The organism is Actinoplanes sp. CA-252034, assembly GCF_050956125.1.
In the GTDB taxonomy this organism is placed as follows: domain Bacteria; phylum Actinomycetota; class Actinomycetes; order Mycobacteriales; family Micromonosporaceae; genus Actinoplanes.
Window position 1 is genome coordinate 3,342,333 of sequence record NZ_CP191846.1, and the last position, 24,806, is coordinate 3,367,138.

Below are 24,806 nucleotides of genomic sequence, written 5' to 3' on the forward strand. Positions count from 1 at the left end.
ATGTACTCCACACCTCGATTCCTGCAGGGCGTGTTCACCTTCGAGGGCAAGGGCCTCGACGGGCCGGCCCCGTTGAGCCCGGCTCTGAGCTGGACCGTTCCGGCCGGGACGACCGGCCAGGCCGTCTACTTCCGCGGCGGCAACGCCAGCGGCGAACTGATCTGCGTCGTGCTGATGCGCGACGGAGCACCCATGCGGTACTTCCCGGTCGGCGCCAAGGGTGACGTCCACGTGCCGCTGCGGGTGCTGGAGGACCTGGCCGGCGGCACCACGGTGGAGCTGTGGCTCGCCGCGCCGGCCGGATTGAACGGAACCGTGATCGTGGACCTCGGACTGGTGGAGATCTGATGACCCAGAGACTCGTAGTCATCGGCAACGGCATGGCGGGCGCCCGCACTGTCGAGGAGATCCTCGCCCGGGGCGGCGACTTCTCGATCACGATGTTCGGTGACGAGCCCTACGGCAACTACAACCGGATCATGCTGTCCAATCTGCTCGCCGGGGTGGAGGACGAGGCCGGGATCTACCTCAACGACCTCAGCTGGTACGCCGACAACGGCATCACCCTCAACGCCGGGGTACGGATCGAGCGGATCGACCGGTACGCCAAGAAGGTGTACGCCACCGACGGGACGGCCACCCCGTACGACAAGCTGATCATCGCGACCGGCTCCAGCTCGTGGACGCCGCCGATCAAGGGCATCCACAACCCGAAGCGCGGCTTCCACCAGGGCGTCTTCGCGTTCCGGACGCTCGACGACACCCGCGGCATGATCCGTTACGCCCGCGACCACGAGCGCGCGGTCGTGATCGGCGGCGGCCTGCTCGGCCTGGAGGCGGCCCGCGGCCTGCAGAACCACCTGAGCGACGTGACCCTGCTGCACGCCGCGGGTCACCTGATGGAACGGCAGCTCGACGAGAAGGCCGGCCACATGCTGCAGGCCAGCGTCGAGAACAAGCTCGGCATCAAGGTCATCACCAACGCGATGACGACCGAGATCCTCGGCAAGGACCGGGTCACCGGGGTCAAGCTGGCCGACGGCACGGTCATCCCGTGCGACGTCGTGGTGATCGCCGCCGGCATCCGGCCGAACACCGGAGTCGCCGCGGACAGCGGGCTGACCGTCGAGCGCGGCATCGTGGTCGACGACCAGATGCGGGTGCAGGACGAGGACGACATCTACTCGGTCGGCGAGTGCGCCCAGCACCGTGGCAACCTCTACGGCCTGGTCGCGCCGCTGTGGGACCAGGCGAAGGTGCTCGCCGACCACATCACCGGCCGGGACCTCGAGGCCGCGTACACCGGCTCGAAGCTCTCCACCAAGCTGAAGGTCGCGGGCATCGACGTCGCCTCGATGGGCCTCATCGCGCCGGAGGCCGACGACGACGAGGTGATCATCTACAGCGAGCCGAAGAAGGGCGTCTACAAGCAGCTCATCATCCGGGACGGGGCGCTGGCCGGCGCGATCCTGGTCGGCGACAACAGCAAGGCCGCCAGCCTGATCCAGTCGTTCGACCGCGCCCAGGCCCTGCCGGAGGAGCGGGCCGAGATGCTCTTCGACATCGGCGCCCCGACCGGCGACGTGAAACCGGAGGACATGCCGGACGACGCGCAGGTGTGCAACTGCAACGGCGTCAGCAAGGGCGCCATCTGCGGTGTGGTCGACGCGGGCTGCAAGACCGTCTCCGGTGTCATGGACAAGACCCGGGCGGGCAAGGGCTGCGGCACCTGCAAGCCGCTGGTGCAGCGGATCGTCGAGTGGGCGGCCGGCGGCGAGGCCGAGGAGGACCCGGCGGCTTCCTGGTACGTCCCGGGCGTGCCGATGCCGAAGCCGGAGCTGATGGCCGCGATCCGCACGTACGAGCTGAAGAGTGTCTCGGCGGTCTTCGACAAGCTGGTGCCCGGCGGCGAGCACGACGCCAAGAGCAAGATGGGCCTCGCCTCGCTGCTCAAGATGATGTGGGCCGACCAGTACGTCGACGAGCGCGACGCCCGCTTCATCAATGACCGGGTGCACGCCAACATCCAGAAGGACGGCACCTTCTCGGTCGTCCCACAGATGAAGGGCGGCGTCACCACCCCGGCCGAGCTGAAGCGGATCGCCGAGGTCGCCGAGAAGTACAAGGTGCCGATGGTCAAGCTCACCGGCGGCCAGCGCATCGACCTGCTCGGCATCCCGAAGGAGCAGCTACCGGCGATGTGGGCGGACCTCGACATGCCGTCGGGGTACGCCTACGGCAAGAGCTTCCGCACGGTGAAGACCTGTGTCGGCTCTGATTTCTGCCGATTCGGTGTCGGTGACTCGACCGCGCTGGGCATCGCGATCGAGGAGCGCTATCAGGGCCTGGAAGGTCCCGGCAAGATGAAGCTCGCCGTCACCGGATGCCCGCGTAACTGCGCGGAGGCGTACGTCAAGGATCTCGGTGTCGTGGCGATCGACGGCGGTAAGTGGGAGATCTACGTCGGCGGTGCCGCCGGCGCCCACATCCGCAAGGGCGATCTGCTCTGCACGGTCGACTCGGCCGAAGAGGTGATCCGCCTGACCGGCCGGTTCCTGCAGTACTACCGCGAGAACGCGAACTGGCTGGAGCGCACCTACGCGTTCGTGCCCCGGATCGGCATCGAGCGGATCCGCGAGATCGTCATCGACGACACCGACGGCATTGCCGAAGCCCTGGATGCCGCGGTCGACGAGGCCGTGCAGGCCTACAAGGACCCCTGGAAGGAGCGGGCCGTGCCGGCCACGCCCGGCCAGTTCCGTACCTCCCTTCCCCTGACCGTTCTCCCTCAGGTTCCGGTGCGCTCATGACCATCGCCCCCATCGCCGAGACCGTCCTCGGCCCCCTCGACGAGATCCCGCTCGGCGAAGGACGCACCTACGCCGTCGGGCCCGACATGGTCGCCGTCTTCCGCCTCCGCGACGGCTCCCTGCGCGCGGTGCAGGCGGTCTGCCCGCACAAGGGCGGCCCGCTCGCGGACGGTCAGATCGACAACCGGGTCGTCGTCTGCCCTCTCCACCTCTACGCATGGGACCTCGCCACCGGGTGTTCCCAGTCCGGCCAGCCTTCGATCACCGTCTACCCGGTTCGGGTCGATGACGGTCACATCATTCTGGGAGCCTGAGATGACTGCGACACTTCCCACGATCTCGCCGGAAAGGCCCGAGGCGAAGACGCTGAAGGGCCACTGGATCGACGACTGGCGGCCCGAGGACCCGGCGTTCTGGGACAACGGCGGCAAGCAGATCGCCAAGCGCAACCTGATCTTCTCGATCTTCTCCGAGCACATCGGCTTCTCGGTGTGGTCGCTGTGGTCGGTCATGGTGCTGTTCCTCGGCCCCGCCTACGGGTTCGACCCGGCACAGAAGTTCCTGCTCACGGCCGTGCCGACGCTGGTCGGGGCGGCGCTGCGGATCCCGTACACCTTCGCCGTCGCCCGTTTCGGTGGCCGTAACTGGACCATCATCAGCGCGTCGCTGCTGCTCATCCCGTCGATCGCGGCGGCGTTCCTGATCGAGCCGGGCGTCGAGTACTCGACCCTGCTCATCCTGGCGGCGCTCGCCGGTGTCGGTGGTGGCAACTTCGCCTCCTCGATGGCCAACATCAACGCGTTCTACCCGGACCGGCTCAAGGGCTGGGCGCTCGGCATCAACGCCGGCGGCGGCAACATCGGCGTCCCCGCGGTGCAGCTGGTCGGACTGTTCGTGCTGGCCACCTTCGGTGCGGGCAGCCCCGGCCTCGTGGCCGGCGTCTACATCCCGCTGATCGTGATCGCGGCGGTCGGCTCGGCGATCTACATGGACAACCTGACCCAGGCCCGCAACGAGAAGCGCGGCATGCGCGACGCCGCCAGGGAGGGTCACACCTGGGTCATGTCGGTGCTCTACATCGGCACCTTCGGGTCCTTCATCGGCTTCGGGTTCGCCTTCGGACAGGTGCTGCAGGTGCAGTTCGCGGAGACCTTCAACACCCCGGTCAAGGCCGCCTACCTGACCTTCATCGGCCCGCTGTTGGGCTCGCTGATCCGGCCCGTCGGCGGGGCGCTCGCCGACCGGTTCGGGGGCTCGAAGGTCACCTTCATCAACTTCATCGCGATGGCGGCCGGCGCGTCGATCGTGCTCTTCGCGTCGCAGCAGCGGTCCCTGCCGCTCTACCTGGTCGGGTTCATCACCCTGTTCATCCTCAGCGGACTGGGCAACGGCTCGACCTACAAGATGATCCCGGCGATCTTCAAGCAGAAGTACGCGGGAGACGAGCACCGGGCCCGGCGGATCTCCGGTGCGGTCATCGGCATCGCCGGCGCGATCGGCGCGGTCGGCGGGGTGCTGGTCAACCTGGCCTTCCGGCAGTCGTTCCTGACCTACAAGGACGCGGACGCGGCGTACATGGCGTTCATCGGGTTCTATGCGCTCTGTGTGGTGATCACCTGGGCGGTCTATCTCCGGCCGTCCGCTCGTGCCAAGATCGCGGTCTGACCTCCACTCTTCGGCCGAGCACAGTACCGGCTGAAAGTATGAACTCCCGCAGCTGAGCTGCGGGAGTTCATTCTTTCGGGGGCGCGTTTCCCCGGCTGCGGGCGCCGGTGGATTCATACGATCCAGGTTGTCCAGAAATTACCCTTTCCCTCCAGAATCGGTGATCGTATGAACAAGATGACCCGTGCGCTCGTCATGACCGGCGTCGCCGTCGCCACCGGCGTGAGCGTGGCCGCCGGTCCCGCGACCGCGACCCCGGCGACCACCACACCCGGCGCCCGGCTCGCCACGACGCATCAGCTGGACTTCCAGCGCCGTGACCGGATCCACGGCTTCTACAACAGCCCGCGGACCTGCCACCGGATCGGCAGGATCGGCCAGTGGAAGAACCGGTGGGAGCGGTACAGCTGCTTCAAGATCTATCGGGGCTTCCACAGCGGGAGTTGGGCGCTCAAGGTCCACTACGGCTGGAACTACAACCACGGCAACAAGCACTGGCAGGGTGGCCACCACGGAGGCGGCCCCTACACGCGTTGAACCCGCCGGGCCGTGCCCCTCAAGGGGTGCGGCCCCGCCGGCTCGTGCGGATGGTGAAACTACGATTGTAGTCTTGATGACTACGAAGGTAGTGTCCCCGTGTGGGGAGCCGGAGAGAAGACGTGCTGGACGCCGCGATCGACGTGGTCGGGCATTCCGGCATCCGCGGTCTGACCCACCGACGAGTCGACGCCGCCGCGGCCCTGCCGTCCGGTTCCACGTCGAATCTGTTCCGCACCCGGGCCGCGCTGCTGGAGGCGGTCGTCGACCGATTCGTCGACCGCGAGCGGCACAACTGGGAGGAGCTGGCACTCCGGTCCATGCCGACCACCCCGAGCGAGCTGGCCCTGGTCATGACCCTGTTCGCTCACGAGGCCACCGGTCGCCACCGCGCCCTCACCCTGGCCCGATACGCGATTCTCGTCGAGGCCGGCATCCAGCCCGGTCTCCGCGCCCGCCTGCTGGCCGGTGGTGCCCGCGTCAACGCCTGGTTCCTGACCTGGCTGGGAGCCGCCGGCTCGACGGATCCCAGCCGGCATGCCCCCCTGCTCATGAACCACTGGACCGGCGTCGTCCTCCACGAGCTGGCCGTTCCGGATTCCGCTTTCGACCCGTCCGCCCAGTTCCAGGCCTTGACCGCAGCCGTCCTCAACCCGCCTTCCGGATCAGTGGGAGCGATATGAATCCCTGGCCCGAGATCCACCGGCAGCGGCTTGCCACCGCCGACCTGCTCGACGGGCTTCGCGTGGACCAGTGGGACCAGCCGTCACTGTGTGACGGCTGGACCGTCCGCGACGTGGCCGGTCACCTCACGCTGCAGCAGATCGGCTGGCGAGACCTGGCCGACATGCTGCGGCACTGGCGCGGCAGCATGAACGCCAACATTCAGGCCGCGGCGCGCCGCCGGGCCGCGGCGTGGACCCCGCAGCAGTTGGTGTCGAACATTCGGGACACCGCCGCCCTACGCCGCCGCAACATCGGTGTGACCCCCATGGAGACGCTCATCGACCTGCTGGTCCATGCGCAGGACATCGCCGTCCCCCTGGGTATCGATCATGCGACCCCACCGGAGGCGGCCGCTGCCGCCACCCACCGGGTGCTCACCATGCGTTTCCCGCCACCGCTCGCGTCGGCCCGGATGATGACCGGCGTCCGGCTGACGGCCACCGATCTGACCTGGTCCCACGGTGACGGTCCCGAGGCCCGCGGCCCGATCGCCGCCCTGCTGCTGGTCACCACCGGTCGTGCCGTGGCGCTGCCACGACTCACCGGCCCCGGCGCGGAAGTCCTGCGTGGCCGCCTGTCCCCGCGTCCACCCGGCTGAGGCCCGCAGCTCACCAGTCCGGATGCCGACTCGACCGGGTGCGTGATGGCGGCCATGGGAAGGCCGTCCACTTCGCAGAGATCCCGGGGACGGGGCGCGGATCTCGACCTCGAGAGCTCCCATCGACTGACGTGGCCACCACGTGGCGGTGACCACTGCAGCCCGACGGCGATCTCCGGGTCGGCTGCGTTGGTGAGCTCCGGACCGGCGGTGTCGAGTTCCGGACCGGCTGCGGTGGCGCGCTCGGGGCAGGTTGCGGTGTCATGGGGCGGGCCGGGGCGCCGGCCCTAGAGGACGGGGCCGGTCAACAGCGGTGTTTTGGGGTGGGCCGGGGGCGCCGGCCCTAGAGGACGGGGCCGGTCAACAGCGGTGTTTTGGGGTGGGCCGGGGGCGGCGGCCCCAGAGGACGGGGCCGGTCAACAGCGGTGTTTTGGGGTGGGCCGGGGGCGGCGGCCCCAGAGGACGAGGCCGGTCAACAGAAGCGCGCCGCCGAGAGCGACCATCGCGACCGCCGTCCCGGTTCGGGCCGATCCGGTGAAGTGGGACGCCACGATCCAGCCGCCGGTGATGTCGAAGACCAGCACCATCAGGCCCTGCGGGACGACCGGTATCCAGCCGACCGTCAGCAGGACCAGGGCCCAGGCGGTGGCGCGGTTCTCGCGGTACCCGTCGGCGTCCCACTTCAGCGGGATCGCCGTCTCGGGTGGACTGGTCCGCTGACCGGCGGCCGTGAGCACTTCGGCGCTGCGGGTGGCGAGCCGGTCGTCGGCCAGCCAGGCGCCGCCGGCCCACATCGCGGCCCCGGCCGCGAGACCGATGACCGGGGCGAGCCATCGCAGCCCGCCCGGGCCCCAGACGATCAGGGCCATCGGCGCGGCCGCGGCGATCAGGCCGGCCGCGGAGGCGACCAGCACGCTGATGATGTCGGTCGGATTGTCGGCGGACGTCGGATGCCGCGGATCCGGCACCGGGCGGACCCGCAACAGCGAGACCCACACGGGTACGGTCGCGCCCGCCCCCAGCACCGCCGGCAGCACCGCGAGAGCGGGCAGCGGGTCGATCTGCGGCGCGAGCAGGACTCCGGCGGCGGTGAGCGCCAACGCGATCGGGGTGATCAGCAGCAGCCAGGCCAGCGCCCGCCCGCGAACCTCGGCCCGCTCGCCGCCGGGCGTGGTGAACGGCATCCACAGCGCGGTCCCGTCGAGCCCGACCAGCCCGGCCGACATGGCGGCGGCCCAGAGCGCCGTGAAGACGCCGGCCCACGGGACGAGCAGATCCGCGTTCGCGATCATCGGCAGCCCGGCGAGGAGCGCCCCGTAGACGACGGCGAACGCCAGGTACTGCACTCGCAGCGGATGCCGTCTCCACGTGCGCAACTCCCGCCCGGCGACCGCCCACACCGGACCGGGCCCCCACCAGCCGCCGACGAGCCGCCGGCCAACGGACGCCCCGGCGGACGCACCGGAATCGGAAAAGGCGGGGTCAGGGGGCGTCGCGGTGGGCGAGGTGGGTGCGGCGGGGTCAGGAGGCGTCGCGGTGGGCGAGGTGGGTGCGGCGGGGTCAGGGGGCGTTGCGGCGGGAGGGGTGGGTGCGGCGGGGGCGATCGAGGGCGGCGTGGGGGAGCGGCGCGGGCGCCAAGTGGTCCCGGAGACCAGGGCGCGGCGGACCAGCAGGAGGTACGCCAGCGCGAACCCCACCACGAGGGTCAGCAGGCCGGTGACGGTCCAGAAGGCACGGACGGGCGAGCCGGTCACGGCGGAGAGGGGCCAGCTCCCCGGGAACCACGGCAACCAGCGCACGATGTGCGGGGGCGTCCCGTCGAGCAGGGCGGTGATCCACGGCGCGACCGCCCACACCGAGCCCAGGGCGCCCATCACGGTGCCGGTGAACACGCCGGTGAGGACCGCACCGACCGGCCCGCCCGCGTGCCCGATCGCCTCCAGGGCGAACGCCGACCCGATCAGCCCGGCCAGCCACAGCAGCAGCGCCCCGAGCCCGGCGATCACCACGCCACGCCACCCGTGACGGGCGGCGTGCACCGGCAGGGACGCCAGCGCGACCAGCGACACCAGCGGCCCGATGCCGACAGCCGACGCCGTGAGCAGCCCGATCGCGGCGGGGAGGCTGTCGACCGGCTCTAGGCGCAGATGCGACGGGCGGACCCGGCCACGACCGCCGCCGAGCATGAGCGGCAGCACGATCCAGCCGAGCACCCAGGTGCCGGCCAGGAGGGAAAGGGTGTGCGGGTCCCCGTACACCCCATATCTGATGAGCCAACCGGCCGCGAGCAGACCGACGAGCGCGGCCACCGCCGGACCGGGATGCTCGCGCAGCGAGCGCTGGAACATGGTGGCCCGCATCCGCGCGGGAGTGAGGACGGCGCTCATCGGACGAGCCACGCCAGGCCGTCCCCGCCGCTGGTCTCGGCACCGACCAGCTCGACGAACCGCTCCTCGAGCGGAATGCCCCCGGCCACGTCGGCGACCGGGCCCGCGGCGACCACCCGGCCCTGGTGGATGACGGTGACGTCGTCGCACATCTGCTCGACCAGCAGCATCGAGTGGGTGGACAGCACGACCGTCCCGCCGCCGTCGACGAACCGGCGCAACACCCGGCGGATGCTCGCCGCCGACACCGGGTCGACCGCCTCGAACGGCTCGTCGAGCACCAGCAGCCGGGGCGCGTGCAGCAGCGCCTGGGCGAGGCCGACCTTCTTGCGGTTGCCGGTGGAGCAGTCGGCGAGCGGGGTGGCGGCGGCCTTGGTGATGCCGAGGACCTCGATGAGCTCGGCCGCGCGTTCGGCCGCGGCGGCACGCGACAGCCCGCGCAGCCCCGCGCTGTACCGCAGCAGCTCCGCGCCGGTGAGCCGTTCCGGCAGGTCGAGGCCGTCGGGCAGGACCCCGGTGACGGCGCGTGTCGACGCCCGGTCGCCGATCGCGTCGTGACCGAGGATGCTGATCTCCCCGGCGTCCGGGACGATGAGGCCGACGGCCATGCCGATGGTGGTCGACTTGCCGGCGCCGTTGGGCCCGACGATGCCGTGGAAGGTGCCCGGCGCCACGGTCAGGTCAAGGTGATCCACCGCCCGGAACGTCCCGAAGGTCTTGCAGAGTCCCCGAATGTGCAGGGCAGGCGATGACATGCGCGACAGGATAGTCAAAGACGCATCGACGGGGGTTCCCATCGGCCTGCGTTGATGGCAGCGTGTCACCACATGGGATGGAGAAGATCTTTCACCGTGGCGGCGGTCGCGGTCCTCGTCGGAGCCTCGGTGGGACCCGCCGGATCCGCCGCGGCCGCCGGGTCGTCGTACGGCTATCTGAAGCCGGGCGGCCAGCCGCGCCTCGTCGAGAAGGTGCCGGTCAACGTGGTGTTCATCGGCTACGAGCCGCAGCAGGTGGGGAAGAAGGCGTTCCTCGGCGAGCTGGCCGGCGGATACGAGCCGGTGGTCCGGTCCCGCCTGAACTACGGCGTCACCGAGAAGCTCGGCATCACCTACAAATACGACTACAAGCTCACCTACGCCGACCGCAAGTACGAGGACAAGTTCTTCGGCCAACTCGGCAAGCTCGCGAAGCCGGCCGACCTGACGACGTTCCAGCAGCAGTACAACGCCCAGGAGAACAACGTCCTGGACATCGCGAACAACAACTTCATCGACGCGCCGAGCGTGGAGAAGTGGCTGGCCTACAACGCGCCGGCCGGTGTGGACACGCGGCGTAACACGGTCTTCTTCATCAACTGGTACGGCCGTGCCGACTTCAAGCACCACGTCTACACCAAGATCGGTGAGCCCGACCCGGACACCGGCTACGACTTCGGCGCCAACCGGGCCAGCCGCAAGGTGATCGCCTGGGGCGGCACGACCGCCGACGACGAGGAGACCGGCCTGGGCAGCACCCGCCGCGTCTGGTTCCACGACCTGTCCGCCGGTCCCGAGTCGTGGACCAGCAACTACGACGTCGACAACCGTGACCTCGACGGTGACGGCGTCGAGGACTACCGGATGCCGCCGAGCTGGGAGTACACCGCGGGCGGCTACCGTGCCGCGTCGGCCCTCGCCGGCGACCTCGGCAAGATCACCCGCTACGTGGCACTGAACCTGCTGTTCACGTCGTCGCCGCTCTACCCGGTGGAGCTGCCCTCGGCCGAGCCGCCGAAGACGCTGAACATCGACGACAACACGTACGAGGGCTGGCCCGGCGTCGACGCGTCCGAGGAGTACACCACCCCGTCGCTGCTCAAGGCCGAGCTGGCCGAGCTGCGCTGGCGCAACAAGCTGTCGTACGACACGCAGGACCTGCCCTTCGACGCCAAGGCCGAGGCGTGCTACCTCGGTGCGGCCGCCACCGACGAGTCCTGCTACCCGGAGACCGGCTTCCCGGCGTTCGCCAACCTGTACCTGTACAACAAGGAGAACCTGGACCGCGCCCTCGACGACCAGGGCAAGGTCGACTACGAGATCCCGCTGTTCAACTACGCCGTCGGTGAGGGCGTTCCGACGCCCGGCCTCGGTGTCGCCGACGACGACTACGTCACCGGCACCCAGAGCTACGTGTTCTCGTTCGTCTCCCCGGACGTGGTCGCCGCCGGTTACGGCCTGACCACCACGCAGATCCACGAGGTCGGCCACCACCTCGGCATGAGCCACCCGCACGACGGCTACGACAGTGCCACGGGTGTCGACTACGGCCCGGCGAACGAGTTCTACTTCGCCAACGCCGGTGACGAGAACAACTCGATGATGAGCTACATCGACGTCAACTGGGACTTCAGCCAGTTCGACCGGGACAACAGCGACCGGTTCCTCACCGCCGCCTACTGGGAGGCCGCGAACCGTCTGGCCGCCAAGGTCCCGGCCGGCAAGGGCAAGCTCGCGCTGAAGGCCGCCGACGTCCTGCTCGGCGGCGCGTCCAAGGCGTTCGCCGCCCACGACTACCGCGTCGCGTACGCCCTCTCCGAGAAGGCCTACTACACGGTCGCCTCGGTCCCCGGCGTCGACGCGGCCGGCCTGGCCGCCACCCTCAAGGCCGAGGCCGACCAGGCCCGGCGCACCACCGATCTGCACAGCCCGCACGAGTTCATCGACACCCTGGCTCCGGACAGCCCGCGCAGCCAGCCGTAACACCCCTTGCCGGTCCCGGTTTCGGCCGGGACCGGCTCCTTTCAGGGGGGTACGGCCGTCGTGCGCCGCAGCTCGACTTCAACGTTTCGTCGTGCGCCGCAGCTCGACTTCAACCCTCGTGGGCGCCACGGCTTGACCTCAACCTTCCTTGAGGGCCGAGCCTTGATCCGTGACAGAGATGTCGTATGCCGACCCGCCCGCCGTTCCCGCCCGGACGCCGCTGGAACCCCGGGTCCGGGCGATCGGGCTGGCACTCGCCCTCGGTGGTCTGATGGTCGTGATCGACACGACCGTCACCACGGTGGCCGTGGCCGCGATCGTGTCCGGTCTCGACACCTCCCTGCCGGCCGCGCAGTGGGCGACCACCGGGTACCTTCTCGGCCTGGTCGCGGTCATTCCGCTGGCCGGCCGGCTCTCGGCCCGGTTCGGGGCCCGCCGTGTCTACCTCACGGCGCTGCTCGTGTTCACCCTGTTCTCCGCGTTGACCGGACTGGCGTGGGACGTGACGTCGCTGGCGGTCTTCCGGGTGCTCCAGGGCCTCGGTGGCGGCCTGCTCAACCCGGTCGGCCAGGCCATCGGCCTCCGGGCTGCCCCGCGGGAGGCCCGGGGCCGCCTGATGAGCCTGCTGGTCCTGCCACTGGTGATCGGCCCGGTGCTGGGTCCGCTGCTGGCAGGCTGGCTGATCGACACCGCCTCGTGGCGCTGGATCTTCCTGCTCAACGTCCCGCTGGGCCTGCTCGCCACCCTGGTCTGCGCCCGCATCCTGCCCCAAGACACTCCCGCCGGTGTCGGCTCTCCCGCTGGTGTCGGCTCTTCCGCCGGTTCGGGCGCTTCGGACCACACCGGCTCGGGTGACCGCCCGGACCCGGATAGGGGGCCGGGTCGCGGTGACCGCACGGACCGGGACGGGCGGCTGGACCGGGGTGGTCTCGTGCTGCTCTCCGGTGGCGCGGTGACCGTCGTGTTCGGTGCCACGCTGGTGGACCGGCCGGAGAGCGCCGGGTTCGCGGTCGGGCTCGCTCTGATCATGGCCGGGCTGGCGATGCTGGGCGGGTTCGTGTGGCGGGCCCGCCGGATCGCCGATCCGATCGTCGACCTGCGGCTGCTGCGGCACCGGCCGGTCCGGGCCGGCGCCGGGGTACTGATCTGCTTCGCGGCCGCCTACTTCGGGTCTATGGCGGTGCTGCCGCTCTTCGTGCAGGGCGTCAAGGGGGATCCGGCGTCGCTGGTCGGCGTGATCGGGGTGCCGTCGGCGGTCGCGGTCGGCCTGGTGGCGCAGGTCGCGACGCGGCTCGTCGACCGGTTCCCGGCGCGGCGCATCGTGCTCACCGGAACCGCGCTCGGCACCTTCGGCGGTGCGATGCTGCTGGCGACGACCGCCACCGACGCCGGCTACCCGTGGATCATGGCGGCGACCGTGCTGCTCAGTGCCGGTTCCGGGGCGACGCTGATGCCGACGATGACGGTGGCGCTGCGGGACCTCGACCACGCCGAGACACCCCGTGGCACCACCCTGCTCGCGCTTGTCGTGCAACTGTCGAACGCGCTCGCGGGCGCGGTCACCGCGGTCACCCTCAGCATCCTGGTCACGCATGTCATGCCGGGCGCCGACGGGGGAGTGCCGGCGATGCTCGCCCTCGACGAGCCGTCCCGGGAGGCGCTGCGCCCCGATCTGGCTGCCGCGGTGGGCGCCACCTACCTGCTGCCGGTGATCCTGCTGGCGGGGAGCTGGCTGATCGCCTACCGATCGCTGCGACCCGGCGACCGCGACACCCGCCGCACCGGCTGAGAGGCGGGCAGGGGCGGCCCGGGGCGTTGGGAGACGGGCGGGGGCGGCCCGGGGCGTTGGGAGACGGGCGGGGACGGCCCGCGGCGGCGCGCGGTGCTGGGACGGGGCTGGTGTCGGCCGGGGAGCGGGGTGGGGTGCTGAACGGATTCGGTGCCGGTGACGGGAGAGGTCGGGGCGGGCACGGGCGGCGCTGAACCGACCGGCTTCAGCCCCGGACGGCGAGCGGGACGGCGGGGGACCCTGTCGTCGGCCGGGGCGGGGCGCCCCGGGCGGGATGGCGGGGCGGGGAAGGTTGCTGTCGGGGGCGCTCACGGGCGTACCGGATGAGGGTTTTCGTCAAGGGACGCGGCCGTCGGGCGCGGAGAAGGCCGCACCCTCTGCGGAGGATGCGGCCTTCTCGGTTGAATCGGTTGAATCGGTGGTGCGGTGGTGCGGTGGTGCGGTTGAAGCGGTGGTACGGGTCAGCCCTTGACGCTGCCGGCCAGCAGGCCCCGGACGAAGTAGCGCTGGAGCAGCAGGAACACCGTGACCGGCACGATGATCGAGACGAACGCTCCGGCGGACAGCAGGTACCAGGCGGTGCCGCGGGTGCCGGTGAGGTTGGACAGCTGCACGGTCAGCGGGGAGATCGCCGGGGAGCCGGCGAACGTCAGCGAGACGAGCAGGTCATTCCACACCCACAGGAACTGGAAGATGCCGAACGCCGCCAGTGCCGGGGTGAGCAGCGGCAACAGCACCCGGAAGAAGATCGACACGTGGCCCGCGCCGTCGATCCGGGCCGCCTCGATCAGGCTGGACGGCACTTCCTTGATGAAGTTGTGCAGCAGGTAGATCGCCAGTGGCAGCGCGAACGTCGAGTGCGACAGCCAGACGGTCCAGAACGTGCCGTCGATGTCCCATGCCACGAACAGCTGGAGCAGCGGCAGGAGGGTGACCTGCAGCGGGACGATCTGCAACGCGAAGATCGCGATGAACAGGATGTTCTTGCCGGGGAAGTTCATCCACGCGAACGCGTACGCCGCGAGCGACGCCAGGCACAGCGGGATGAGCACCGACGGGATCGTCATGACCAGCGAGTTCAGGAACGAGTCCGGCAGGTTGGCGCCGGCCTGCTCCGGGTCCAGGACCGCCTTGTAGTTGTCCAGCGTGAACAGCGGGTTGGTGAAGGTCGTCCACCAGCCGCTGCGCCGGATGTCCTCGGTCGTGCGGAAGGACGTGATGAGCAGCCCGAACGTCGGTATCGTCCAGAGCACGGCCAGGACGACCGCGGCGAGCGAGGCCCACGGTGAGGTGAGTTTCGCCTTCGCCGTCGCCGCGGCGGACAGCTTCTTGGTCTCCGTCTTCGAGACCGGCGTGGTGGTGAGGGGTGCTGCGGTGGTCATCACGCCTCCGATCGGCGAAGCTGGCGGATGTTGTAGACGACGATCGGGATGACGAGGATGAACAGCACCACCGCGAGCGCGGCGCCGAGGCCCCGGTTGTCGCTGCGGAAGGTCTGGCTGTAGAACTCGTTCGCGATGACGCTGGTGTCGAACCGGCCACCGGTCATGGTCTGGACGATGTCGAAGACCTTGAGCGTGCCGATCGCGATCGTGGTGACCACGACGATGACCGCCGGGCGGATCGCCGGGAGGGTCACGAAGCGGAACATGCCCCACGGGCCGACGCCGTCGAGGCGGGCGGCCTCGATGATGTCGTCCGGGATCGCCTTGATGGCCGCCGAGAGCACGGTCATCGCGAAGCCGGCCTGGATCCACACCATGACGGCGATCAGCAGGAACGTGTTCAGTGGTGAGTCGATGAGCAGCTGCTGCGGCTCCCCGCCGAGCCAGACGATGATCTGGTTGACGAGGCCGATCTGCTTGACCGTGCCCTGGTTGGGCCGGAACTCGTACATGAACTTCCAGATCACGCCGGCCGCGACGAACGAGATCGACATCGGCAGGAAGATCAGCGCCTTGGCGAACGACTCCATCCGGGCCTTGTCGACCAGGATGGCGTAGAGCAGGCCGACGCCGGTCGCGACGAACGGGGTGACCAGCACCCAGAACGCCGTGTTCCGCAGAACCGACAGCTGCTCCGGATCGCTGAGGATCGTCGCGTAGTTGTCGAACCCGACGAAGCTCTTCAGCGACGCGTCGAGGAACGACTGGTAGATGGTGCGTAGACCGGGGTAGAGCAGCCCGACGCTGAGCATCAGCACGGTCGGGCCGAGGTAGAGCGCGGCAACCGCGCGATCACGCTTGCCGGTGAACCGGCCCGCGATGAACAGGATCAGGCCGATGACGGCGGCGAACAGAAGGATCGCCGCGCCCATCTGCAGGAGTTTCTGAGATGTCGTGGTGGCGGTGGTGAACACGCGGCCCGTTCCTCCTCAGTGCGTACGGAGGGGTGTGAGGTCTTAAGTGAAGAACAGAAGTGATCAGACTGCTAGGGCCGGTCGGGCGATATCCCGACCGGCCCCGGTGCAGCTATCTGGTCACTTGGGCCAGGCAGCTTCGATCGCGTCGAGGGTCTTCTTGGTGTCCTGACCCGTGATCCAGTTGGTGGCCTGCTTCCAGAACGCGTTGGAGCCGACCGCGGCGGGCATCATGTCCGAGCCGTCGAAGCGGAACTGCGCGTTCGGGTCCTGCAGGATCTTCGCCGACAGCTGGTCGATCGGGTTGACCAGGTTCTCGATCTTCAGGCCCTTGTTGGCGCTGACCCAGCCCGAGGAGACCTTCGCCTTGGCGTTGGCCCAGGTGTCGGTCGCGAGGAACGTCTGGAAGGCCTTGACCTCCGGACGGTCCGAGAACGCGAGGACGAACTCGCCACCACCGAGAACCGGCTTCTTGTCCGCGGTCTCACCCGGCAGGTAGAAGGCGTAGACGTCGCCGTCCTCGGCCACCTTGGTGTTCTTGTCGAAGTTGGCGGCGTAGAAGCTGGCCTGGCGGTGCAGCGAGCAGTTGCCCTCGATGATCTGCAGGCCGGCGTCCTGGAACGTGGTGCTGGCGATGCTCTTGACGTCGCCGAGGCCGCCGTTCACGTACTTGTCGTTCTTCAGGTACTCGCCCACGGCGTCGAGAGCCTTGGTGGACTCGGCGCTGTTGAACGGGGTCTCGTGCTTGACCCACTTGTCGTAGGCGTCGACGCCGTTGAGCCGGAGGTAGAAGTCCTCCATCCAGTCGGTCATCGGCCAGCCGGTCGCCTCACCCGAGGAGATGCCCGCGCACCACGGCTTCTTGCCGGTGGCGGCGATCTTGTCACTCAGGGCCTTGAGGTCGGCGAGCGTGGTGGGGACGGTGTAGCCGTTGTCGGTGAACTCCTTGGGGGAGTACCAGACCAGCGACTTCACGTTGGCGCCCAGCGGAGCGGCGTAGAACTTGCCGTCGACCGTTCCGTACGCCTTCCAGTCGGCGCCGAAGTTCTTGTCGACGAGGGCGGCCGTCTCGGCGGGGGCCTCCTTGGCCTTGCCGGTGGCGACGAGACGCTGCAGCAGGCCCGGCTGCGGCACGTAAGCGACGTCCGGCGGGTTGCCGGCCTCGGCGCGGATCAGGACCTGGGTCTCGAAGGCCTTGTCGCCCTCGTACTTGATGGTGACGCCGGTGCAGTCCTCGAAAGGCTTGTAGGACTGCTTCTGCGGGGCGTCCTCCGGGGTCACGATGCCCGTGTAGATCGTGACTTCCTTGCCCTTGATGTCACCGAACGCGGTGTAGGGCGAGCAGTCGATGGCTCCAAGGGACGTGGCGGGAACCGTGCCGGTCCCGCCGCTCTCCTTACTGTCCGCGCAGGCGCTCAAGCCGAGAACCAGGCCCGCGCTGAGGGCACCGGCGAGCGCAACCCGCGATCGCGAACTCCCACGTTGAACGAACATACCGCTCCCTATGTCATATAGCGCCTCCGGCATCTTGCGACACCGCCGTCCGAAGCGCTTCTTGACCAACAGTCAAGAGGTAACCGGCAAGTTGCGCAATGATTTCAGCGCGATCGAGTCGGTAACGATATCGCTGCGACCCACCCGCACCTTAACCGGTTAAGGAGATTGGCGGAAGAGCCTACCGTTCCAGGACCTCACCGGTGATGATTTACCCGTATTTGTCCGGACTAAACGGCACTCGCGTATGGTGTGAGCCGGTTTTGCTGGGTTCGGGCTGAGCGCCTCGTTAAACCCGCGAAAAGAAACCGCCGCGGCGGCCCATGGCCCCCGCGGCGGTTGACGTACGTCTACGTGCGTTTTATCCGGATACCGCCACGTAGCGGTAGCCCAGCCGGCGCATCCGGTCGGCGTCGAGCACGTGCCGCCCGTCCAGCAGGATCGGGGTGCGCATCAGGCCCACGAACTTCGACCAGTCCAGCTCGAGGTATTGCGCCCACTCGGTGACCAGCACGACCGCGTCGCAGTCGGCGAACACGTCGTCGATGCTGTCGCTCAGGTACGCCGCCAGCTCCGGCTGCTCGACGCGGAAACGGCTGGTGGCCACCGGGTCGTGCAGCTTGACCCGGGCCCCGCGCGCGATCAGCGAGTTGGCGATGTCCAGGGCGGGCGCGTCACGCAGGTCGTCGGTGTTCGGCTTGAACGCCAGGCCGAGCAGGCCGATCTTGCGGCCCTTCAGGATGCGCAGCTCGTCCTGCAGCCGCTCGACGGCGATCGCCCGCTGGCGGCTGTTGACCTCGCGCGCCGCCTTCACGATCGGCATGTCGAGGTTGTACTCCGAGGCGGTGGCGATCAGCGCCTTGGTGTCCTTGCCGAAGCAGGAGCCGCCCCAGCCGACGCCCGGCTGCAGGAACCGGGAGCCGATCCGCTGATCCAGGCCCATGCCGCGGGCGACCTCGGTGATGTCGGCGCCGACCTTGGCGGCGAGCTGGCCGATCTCGTTGGCGTAGCTGATCTTCAGGGCCAGGAACGCGTTAGCCGCGTACTTGATCAGCTCGGCCGACGCCAGGTCGGTGGAGACCAGCGGGACCGCGTTGGCGTCCTCCGGCCGCGGCAGGAAGCTCGGCGCGGTGAATGTCTGGTTGATGATCGGCCGGTAGAGGCGGTTGAGCACCTCGAGGCTGCGCGGGTTGTCCGAGCCGATGACGATCCGGTCCGGGTAGAGGGTGTCGGCGATCGCGTTGCCCTCACGGAGGAACTCCGGGTTCGACGCGACGGCGAACTCGACGCCCTCCGGCCGGTCCTCACGCTGCACGAACGAGTCGCGCAGGATGGCGTCGACCCAGTTGCCGCTGCCGATCGGCACGGTGGACTTGTTGACCACCACGGTGAAGTCGTGGTTCAGGCTCTGCGCGACGCTCTCGGCGGCGCGGCGCAGGTAACGGAGATCGGGGCTGCCGTCCTCGGCCGACGGGGTCTGCACCGCCACGAAGACGACGTCGGCGCCGGGGACGGCCTCCTCGTACGAGGTGGTGAAGGTGAGATTCTGCGCCGCCTCGGCGAGCAGGTCCTCCATCCCGGGCTCGTAGATCGGGCACTTGCCGCCGCGCAGCATGTCGACCTTGGCCTGGTCGAGGTCCACACAGGTGACCTCGTGGCCGAGGAAGGCCAGGCTGACGCCCGTGGTCAGGCCGACATAGCCGGTCCCGATAACGCAAACCTTCATGCAATCTCCTCCACCGCTATGCCGTACCCGCGGTTACGCCACGTATTCGGAAAGTGGCCCAACCGGCCTCTGTCCGGGCCGGCCGGCCGGCGCCTCGGATGGTGCCGACCTGCGTGTTCCGGCCGAATGATACACAGCCCTTCCAGCGGCCAAATGTCACTGAATGTCGCTTTGGTTCTGAGGAGGCGGACAGCCCGCCGAAAGTCACCGCCAAGTTTCCGGCTCTTGACATGAAGATGACATCGACCGACGCTTCTGGGAGCGCTCCCACTCATACCTTTCAATGAAAGGGTCATCCCCCATGCGAAGGTCCCCCGGCTTCGCCATCGTCGCGGCGCTCGTGACCGCCGCGACGGCGGTCGTCGTAGCCTCCGGTCCACAGGGCGCCGCCGCCGCCCCCGCAGAGCCCTACACCTGGAAGAACGTTCGCATTGACGGTGGCGGGTTCGTCCCCGGCGTGGTGTTCAACCCGGGCGAGAAGGACCTCGTCTACGCGCGCACCGACATCGGCGGCGCCTACCGCTGGACTCAGTCGACGCAGAGCTGGACGCCGCTGCTGGACTGGGTCGGGCAGGACGACTGGGGTCACAACGGTGTCCTCAGCATCGCCCCCGACCCGGTCGACACGAGCCGTGTCTACGCCGCCGTCGGCATGTACACGAACTCCTGGGACCCGAACAACGGCGCGATCCTGCGCTCCACCGACAAGGGAAACACCTGGTCACGGACGTATCTGCCGTTCAAGGTGGGCGGGAACATGCCCGGCCGGGGGATGGGGGAGCGGCTCGCCGTCGACCCGCGGAACAACCGGAACGTCTATTTCGCCGCCGAGGGCGGAAACGGGCTCTGGCGCAGCACCGACTATGGCGTCACGTGGGGAAAAGTGGCCGACTTCCCGAACGTCGGTAACTACGTCGCCGACCCCGCCGATCCGAACGGCTATCTGAATCAGAACCAAGGTCTGACATGGGTCACCTTCGACCCTGCGTCACCGGCTGTATACGTCGGAGTGGCCGACAAGGAGAACCCGCTCTATCGGTCGCTGGACTCCGGCGCCACCTGGGAGCGGGTCGCCGGGCAGCCCACCGGATATCTCGCGCACAAGGGTGTCATCCAGGGCAGATACCTCTTCATCGCGACCAGTGACACCGGCGGGCCGTACGACGGCGCGGCCGGCCAGGTCGTCCGCCTCGACACCACCACCGGCGTCTGGACCGACATCTCCCCGACCCCGGTCGCCGACCGCTACTACGGCTACTCCGGGCTGACCGTCGACGCCAAGAAGCCGGGCACCCTGATGGTCGCCACACAGATCTCCTGGTGGCCGGACGCGATCTTCTTCCGCTCCACCGACTACGGGGCCACCTGGACCCGCGCCTGGGACTGGAGCAGCTACCCGAGCCGCACCAAGCGCTACACCCTGGACATCTCGGCGAACCCGTGGCTCGACTTCAACAGCACCGCCCAGTTGCCCGAGGAGAGCCCGAAGCTCGGCTGGATGAACGAGTCCCTCGCGATCGACCCGTTCGACTCCAACCGGCTCTTCTACGGCACCGGGGCCACCGTCTACGGCACCACCGACCTCACCAACTGGGACGGCAACACCACGGTCACCATCAAGCCGTACGCCAAGGGCCTGGAGGAGACCGCGGTCCTCGACCTGGCCAGCCCGCCCACCGGCGCGCCCCTGGTCAGCGCCCTCGGCGACATCGGCGGCTTCCACCACGCCGACCTCGACACGGTGCCCGCCGGCTTCCACGACACCCCGTCACTGGGCAGCAACACCGGCCTGGACTTCGCCGAGCTCAGCCCGTCGTTCTTCGTCCGAGTCGGCAACGCCGACGCCGCGCCGCACATCGGCGTCTCCAACGACGGCGGCAAGAGCTGGTACCAGGGACAGGAGCCGTCCGGCGTGACCGGCGGCGGCACCGTCGCGGTCGGCGCCGACGCGAACGCCGTGGTCTGGTCGCCGGCCGGCGTCGGCGTGCACTACTCGACCACCCGCGGCAGCACCTGGAGCCCCGCCACCGGCATCCCGGCCGGAGCCAAGGTCGAGAGCGACCGGGTCAACCCCAAGACCTTCTACGGGTACGCCGCCGGCCGGTTCTACACGAGCACGGACGGCGGCGCGACGTTCACCGCGTCGACGGCCGCGATGCCCGCCGACGGCCGGGTCAACCTGAAGGCGGTGCCGGGCGTGGCCGGTGAGGTGTGGCTGGCCGGCAAGACCGGGTTGCTGCGCTCCACCGACTCCGGCAAGACGTTCGCCACCATCGGCGGCGGGGTCTCCGAGGGCGTCAACGTGGCGTTCGGCAAGGCCGCCCCGGGCGCCACCCGGCCCGCGGTCTTCCTGGTCGGCACGGTCGACGGCGTCGACGGCGTCTTCCGGTCGGACAACTCCGGCGCCTACTGGGTGCGGATCAACGACGACAGGCACCAGTACGGCAACGCCGGTGACGCCCTGGCCGGTGACCCCCGCGTCTACGGGCGGGTCTACCTGGGCACCAACGGCCGGGGCATCCTCTACGCCGACCGGCAGGGCGGCCCGGCCAGCCCGACCCCGTCGGTGTCGTCCTCGGCGAGCCCGTTGCCGTCGGCCTCCGTGTCGATATCGGTGCCCCCGTCGGTCACGGTCTCCCCGTCCGTCTCCGTCTCACCCGTCACCCCGGCCGGCTGTACCGCCACCTACCGGGTGACCGGCCAGTGGGGCGGCGGCTTCCAGGGCGAGGTCACCGTCAAGAACACCGGGACCACCGCCACCACCGGCTGGAAGGTCGGCTGGTCCTACACCGCCGGACAGGTCGTCACGCAGAGCTGGGGCGGCGCCGCCACCCAGACCGGGACCGCCGTGTCCGTCGCGAACGCCGGCTACAACGGCGCGCTGTCGTCCGGGGCTTCCACCACCTTCGGATTCCTCGGCAGCAACACCGGCACCACCAACCCCGTTCCGTCCCCGATCACCTGCTCCACCACCCCGTAGGCCGTCGAGCCGGCGGCTCCCGTCTCCGGACGGTCGCCGCCGGCCCGACAGGCGGAGAGGAACTCCCCGTGACCCCATCCCCCAGACCGGCCGGAAGACTCCGGCGCAAAGTGGCCGTCGCCGGCGTCGCCGTCCTCGGCGCCGGCGCGGTTCTCGCGGCCGGTGCCCCGGCCTATGCCGCGGCCGGCTGCACCGTCGTCTACAAGGTGCAGAGCCAGTGGCCCGGCGGCTTCACCGGCGACATCCAGATCAAGAACACCGGTGACCCGCTGACCAGCTGGAAGCTCGAGTTCGACTTCCCGGACGCCGCGCAGAGGGCCGGCCAGGGCTGGAGCGGCGTCTACAGCCAGAGCGGCCAGCACGTCACCGTGAACAACGCCGCCTGGAACGGGTCGCTGGGCACCAACGCGACCATCGGCACCGGCTTCAACGGCACGTTCGGCTCGGCCAACCCGGTGCCCACCGCGTTCACGCTCAACGGCGCCGCCTGCAACCAGACCGCCAACGCGCCGACCGTGGCGATCACCAGCCCGGCCGCCAACACCCGCTACACCGCGCCGGCGTCCATCCCGATCGCGGCCACCGCCACGGCGGCCGGTGGCCAGACCATCAGCAAGGTCGAGTTCTACCACGACGGGCTGCTGCTGGGCACCGACACGGCCGCGCCGTACACGTACTCCTGGGACGGGGTTCCGGCGCAGACCGCCGCCTACCGCGTGCAGGCCATCGCGTACGACAACGCCGGCACCAAGAGCAGCACCGCCGACGTGCCGGTCTTCGTGGACGCGGCCACCACCCCGGCGATCGTCGCCGACGCCACCTCGCTGGCGATCAACCCGGGCGCCAGCGGCGCGTTCAAGCTCGCGCTGAGCAAGGCGCCGACCGCGAACGTGACCGTGGCGGTGGCCCGCAGCGCCGGGTCGACCGCGGTCACGGTGACCCCGGCGACGCTCACCTTCACCCCGTCGAACTGGAGCACCGGCCAGTCGGTCACGGTCGCGGCCGCCTCGACCGCGACGGCCGGGGCCACGGCGACCATCTCGGCCACCTCGACCGGCTACACCGCGGCCCAGCTCGGCGTCACGGTCACCGAGCCGGGCTCGGTGGACACCCGGTTCACGCAGCTCTACAACGACCTGAAGAGCCCGGCCAACGGCTACTTCAGCCCGGAGGGCGTGCCCTACCACTCGATCGAGACGCTGATCGACGAGGCGCCGGACCACGGTCACGAGACCACCAGCGAGGCGTTCTCCTACTGGCTGTGGCTGGAGGCCGCCAACTCGCGGATCACCGGCGACTGGGCGCCGTTCAACAGCGCCTGGACCACGATGGAGAAGTACATCATCCCGTCGCACGCCGACCAGCCGACGAACGCGGCCTACAACGCGTCCAAGCCGGCCACGTACGCCGCGGAGTACCCGCTGCCCTCGCAGTACCCGTCGCAGCTCGACACCGGTGTCTCGGTGGGCACCGACCCGCTGGCCGCCGAGCTGAAGAGCGCGTACGGCACCGACGACATCTACGGCATGCACTGGCTGCTGGACGTCGACAACACGTACGGGTTCGGGCGCTGCGGTGACGGCACCACCCGGGTCGCGTACATCAACACGTTCCAGCGCGGTGCGCAGGAGTCGACCTTCGAGACCGTGCCGCAGCCGTCCTGCGACACGTTCAAGCACGGCGGCCCGAACGGCTACCTGGACCTGTTCACCAAGGACGCGTCCTACGCCAAGCAGTGGAAGTACACCAACGCGCCGGACGCCGACGCCCGCGCGGTGCAGGTCGCCTACTGGGCGCTGCAGTGGGCCACCGAGCAGGGCAAGCAGTCGCAGATCTCGACGACCGTCGCGAACGCCGCCAAGATGGGCGACTACCTGCGCTACTCGCTCTACGACAAGTACTTCAAGCAGCCCGGCTGCGCGTCCACGTCGTGTGCCGCCGGCACCGGCAAGAACGCCTCCAACAACCTGATGTCGTGGTACTACGCCTGGGGCGGGGCCTACGACACCAACGCCGCCTGGGCGTGGCGCATCGGCTCCAGCACCAGCCACTTCGGCTACCAGAACCCGATGGCCGCCTACATCCTGTCCAACGTCAGCGCCTTCAACCCGAAGTCGCCGACCGCCAAGGCCGACTGGCAGGCCAGCCTGAGCCGGCAGCTGGAGTTCTACCAGTGGCTGCAGTCGTCCGAGGGCGCGATCGCCGGCGGCGCGACGAACAGCTGGAACGGCAACTACTCGGCGCGGCCGGCCGGCACGCCGACCTTCTACGGCCTGGCCTACGTGGAGGCCCCGGTCTACGCCGACCCGCCGTCCAACCAGTGGTTCGGCATGCAGACCTGGTCGCTGGAGCGGCTGGCCGAGTACTACTACACGACCGGTGACGCCAAGGCGAAGTCGATCCTCGACAAGTGGGTCACCTGGGCGCTGGCCAACTCGACCATCACCTCCACCGGCTTCGAGATCCCGTCCGACCTGACCTGGTCCGGCGCGCCGGCCACGTGGAACCCGTCGAGCCCGGCGGCCAACACCGGCCTGCACGTCACGGTCAAGAGCAAGGGCACCGACCTCGGTGTGGCCGGCTCGTTCGCGAAGCTGCTGACCTTCTACGCCGCCAAGTCCGGCAACACCGCGGCGAAGACGGCGGCGAAGAACCTGCTCGACGCGATCTGGACGCACAAGGACGGCAAGGGCGTCTCGGTGACCGAGACCCGCGCCGACTACAACCGGATGGACGACGTCTACAACGCCTCCACCGGTCAGGGCATCTACATCCCGCCGGGCTGGACCGGGAAGATGCCGAACGGCGACGTGATCCAGCCGGGTGTCTCGTTCCTGGACATCCGCAGCTTCTACCGCAGCGACCCGGACTTCCCGAAGGTCGACGCCTACCTGAAGGGCGGCCCCGCGCCGACCTTCAACTACCACCGGTTCTGGGCGCAGGTCGACGTGGCCACCGGTTACGCCGAGTACGCCCGCCTCTTCCCCCAAGGGTGAT

At 69.4% G+C, this 24,806-nt stretch carries 17 protein-coding genes; 11 read left to right on the plus strand and 6 right to left on the minus strand.

Going from position 1 to position 24,806, the window contains the following annotated elements; translation table 11 throughout:
• The 7 genes from ACQPZW_RS14990 to ACQPZW_RS15020 all read left to right on the plus strand — a co-directional run bounded on the left by ACQPZW_RS14990 (position 1) and on the right by ACQPZW_RS15020 (position 6,336).
• On the plus strand, positions 1-348 hold the full coding sequence (locus tag ACQPZW_RS14990) for a molybdopterin oxidoreductase (protein WP_433795477.1): 348 nt from the start codon (positions 1-3) through the stop codon (positions 346-348).
• The gene (gene nirB / locus ACQPZW_RS14995; RefSeq protein ID WP_433795478.1) at positions 348-2,810 is read left to right on the plus strand and encodes a nitrite reductase large subunit NirB; all 2,463 of its coding nucleotides are present in this window, start codon (positions 348-350) and stop codon (positions 2,808-2,810) included. The genes ACQPZW_RS14990 and nirB overlap by 1 nt, the downstream gene beginning before the upstream one ends.
• The gene (locus ACQPZW_RS15000) at positions 2,807-3,124 is read left to right on the plus strand and encodes a Rieske (2Fe-2S) protein (RefSeq protein ID WP_433795479.1); all 318 of its coding nucleotides are present in this window, start codon (positions 2,807-2,809) and stop codon (positions 3,122-3,124) included. The genes nirB and ACQPZW_RS15000 overlap by 4 nt, the downstream gene beginning before the upstream one ends.
• Before the next feature lies 1 nt (position 3,125).
• A complete protein-coding gene (locus ACQPZW_RS15005) occupies positions 3,126-4,475 on the plus strand; it encodes a nitrate/nitrite transporter (RefSeq protein WP_433795480.1) in 1,350 nt (449 codons plus the stop codon).
• 168 nt (positions 4,476-4,643) lie between these two features.
• Positions 4,644-5,012 carry a hypothetical protein gene (locus ACQPZW_RS15010; protein ID WP_433795481.1) on the plus strand — a complete coding sequence of 123 codons (369 nt, stop codon included), beginning with the start codon at positions 4,644-4,646 and terminating at the stop codon, positions 5,010-5,012.
• A 101-nt stretch (positions 5,013-5,113) separates the two neighbouring features.
• On the plus strand, positions 5,114-5,695 hold the full coding sequence (locus tag ACQPZW_RS15015; RefSeq protein WP_433795482.1) for a TetR/AcrR family transcriptional regulator: 582 nt from the start codon (positions 5,114-5,116) through the stop codon (positions 5,693-5,695).
• On the plus strand, positions 5,692-6,336 hold the full coding sequence (locus ACQPZW_RS15020) for a maleylpyruvate isomerase family mycothiol-dependent enzyme (RefSeq protein WP_433795483.1): 645 nt from the start codon (positions 5,692-5,694) through the stop codon (positions 6,334-6,336). The genes ACQPZW_RS15015 and ACQPZW_RS15020 overlap by 4 nt, the downstream gene beginning before the upstream one ends.
• A 416-nt stretch (positions 6,337-6,752) precedes the next feature.
• Here the strand turns inward: ACQPZW_RS15020 and ACQPZW_RS15025 are convergent, their stop codons facing one another.
• A complete protein-coding gene (locus ACQPZW_RS15025; protein ID WP_433795484.1) occupies positions 6,753-8,723 on the minus strand; it encodes a hypothetical protein in 1,971 nt (656 codons plus the stop codon).
• A complete protein-coding gene (locus tag ACQPZW_RS15030; protein ID WP_433795485.1) occupies positions 8,720-9,478 on the minus strand; it encodes an ABC transporter ATP-binding protein in 759 nt (252 codons plus the stop codon). Before ACQPZW_RS15030 ends, ACQPZW_RS15025 begins: the two co-directional genes overlap by 4 nt.
• Positions 9,479-9,574: 96 nt before the next feature.
• Between ACQPZW_RS15030 and ACQPZW_RS15035 the strand changes: the two genes are divergently transcribed.
• Together ACQPZW_RS15035 and ACQPZW_RS15040 are read left to right on the plus strand one after the other, a co-directional pair.
• Positions 9,575-11,461: a hypothetical protein gene (locus ACQPZW_RS15035; RefSeq protein WP_433795486.1), complete on the plus strand. Its 1,887-nt coding sequence runs from the start codon at positions 9,575-9,577 to the stop codon at positions 11,459-11,461.
• Between the two features lie 178 nt (positions 11,462-11,639).
• A complete protein-coding gene (locus ACQPZW_RS15040; protein ID WP_433797545.1) occupies positions 11,640-13,250 on the plus strand; it encodes an MFS transporter in 1,611 nt (536 codons plus the stop codon).
• Between the two features lie 461 nt (positions 13,251-13,711).
• Here the strand turns inward: ACQPZW_RS15040 and ACQPZW_RS15045 are convergent, their stop codons facing one another.
• From ACQPZW_RS15045 to ACQPZW_RS15060, 4 genes are all read right to left on the minus strand, one after another.
• Complete coding sequence (locus ACQPZW_RS15045; protein WP_433795487.1) at positions 13,712-14,632, minus strand: carbohydrate ABC transporter permease; 921 nt, start codon at positions 14,630-14,632, stop codon at positions 13,712-13,714.
• Positions 14,632-15,609 (minus strand): carbohydrate ABC transporter permease, encoded by a 978-nt coding sequence (locus ACQPZW_RS15050; protein WP_433795488.1) that lies wholly within the window; start codon positions 15,607-15,609, stop codon positions 14,632-14,634. The genes ACQPZW_RS15045 and ACQPZW_RS15050 overlap by 1 nt, the downstream gene beginning before the upstream one ends.
• A gap of 120 nt (positions 15,610-15,729) precedes the next feature.
• On the minus strand, positions 15,730-17,103 hold the full coding sequence (locus ACQPZW_RS15055; RefSeq protein ID WP_433795489.1) for an ABC transporter substrate-binding protein: 1,374 nt from the start codon (positions 17,101-17,103) through the stop codon (positions 15,730-15,732).
• Between the two features lie 361 nt (positions 17,104-17,464).
• Positions 17,465-18,829, minus strand: a complete 1,365-nt coding sequence (locus tag ACQPZW_RS15060) for a UDP-glucose dehydrogenase family protein (RefSeq protein ID WP_433795490.1) — start codon at positions 18,827-18,829, stop codon at positions 17,465-17,467.
• Positions 18,830-19,838: 1,009 nt separating this feature from the next.
• Between ACQPZW_RS15060 and ACQPZW_RS15065 the strand changes: the two genes are divergently transcribed.
• Both ACQPZW_RS15065 and ACQPZW_RS15070 read left to right on the plus strand, forming a co-directional pair.
• Positions 19,839-21,809, plus strand: coding sequence for a cellulose binding domain-containing protein (locus tag ACQPZW_RS15065; protein WP_433795491.1), 1,971 nt, complete (start codon positions 19,839-19,841; stop codon positions 21,807-21,809).
• Between the two features lie 110 nt (positions 21,810-21,919).
• Positions 21,920-24,805, plus strand: a complete 2,886-nt coding sequence (locus ACQPZW_RS15070) for a glycoside hydrolase family 48 protein (protein ID WP_433795492.1) — start codon at positions 21,920-21,922, stop codon at positions 24,803-24,805.
• Position 24,806 lies beyond the last annotated feature (1 nt).

Bases quoted from the DNA above. Each gene is read 5' to 3' on its own strand.
- ACQPZW_RS14990 (WP_433795477.1), top strand. From the start codon at position 1: ATGTACTCCACACCTCGATTCCTGCAGGGCGTGTTCACCTTCGAGGGC.
- nirB (WP_433795478.1), top strand. From the start codon at position 348: ATGACCCAGAGACTCGTAGTCATCGGCAACGGCATGGCGGGCGCCCGC.
- ACQPZW_RS15000 (WP_433795479.1), top strand. From the start codon at position 2,807: ATGACCATCGCCCCCATCGCCGAGACCGTCCTCGGCCCCCTCGACGAG.
- ACQPZW_RS15005 (WP_433795480.1), top strand. From the start codon at position 3,126: ATGACTGCGACACTTCCCACGATCTCGCCGGAAAGGCCCGAGGCGAAG.
- ACQPZW_RS15010 (WP_433795481.1), top strand. From the start codon at position 4,644: ATGAACAAGATGACCCGTGCGCTCGTCATGACCGGCGTCGCCGTCGCC.
- ACQPZW_RS15020 (WP_433795483.1), top strand. From the start codon at position 5,692: ATGAATCCCTGGCCCGAGATCCACCGGCAGCGGCTTGCCACCGCCGAC.
- ACQPZW_RS15025 (WP_433795484.1), bottom strand. From the start codon at position 8,723: ATGAGCGCCGTCCTCACTCCCGCGCGGATGCGGGCCACCATGTTCCAG.
- ACQPZW_RS15030 (WP_433795485.1), bottom strand. From the start codon at position 9,478: ATGTCATCGCCTGCCCTGCACATTCGGGGACTCTGCAAGACCTTCGGG.
- ACQPZW_RS15040 (WP_433797545.1), top strand. From the start codon at position 11,640: ATGTCGTATGCCGACCCGCCCGCCGTTCCCGCCCGGACGCCGCTGGAA.
- ACQPZW_RS15045 (WP_433795487.1), bottom strand. From the start codon at position 14,632: ATGACCACCGCAGCACCCCTCACCACCACGCCGGTCTCGAAGACGGAG.
- ACQPZW_RS15055 (WP_433795489.1), bottom strand. From the start codon at position 17,103: ATGTTCGTTCAACGTGGGAGTTCGCGATCGCGGGTTGCGCTCGCCGGT.
- ACQPZW_RS15060 (WP_433795490.1), bottom strand. From the start codon at position 18,829: ATGAAGGTTTGCGTTATCGGGACCGGCTATGTCGGCCTGACCACGGGC.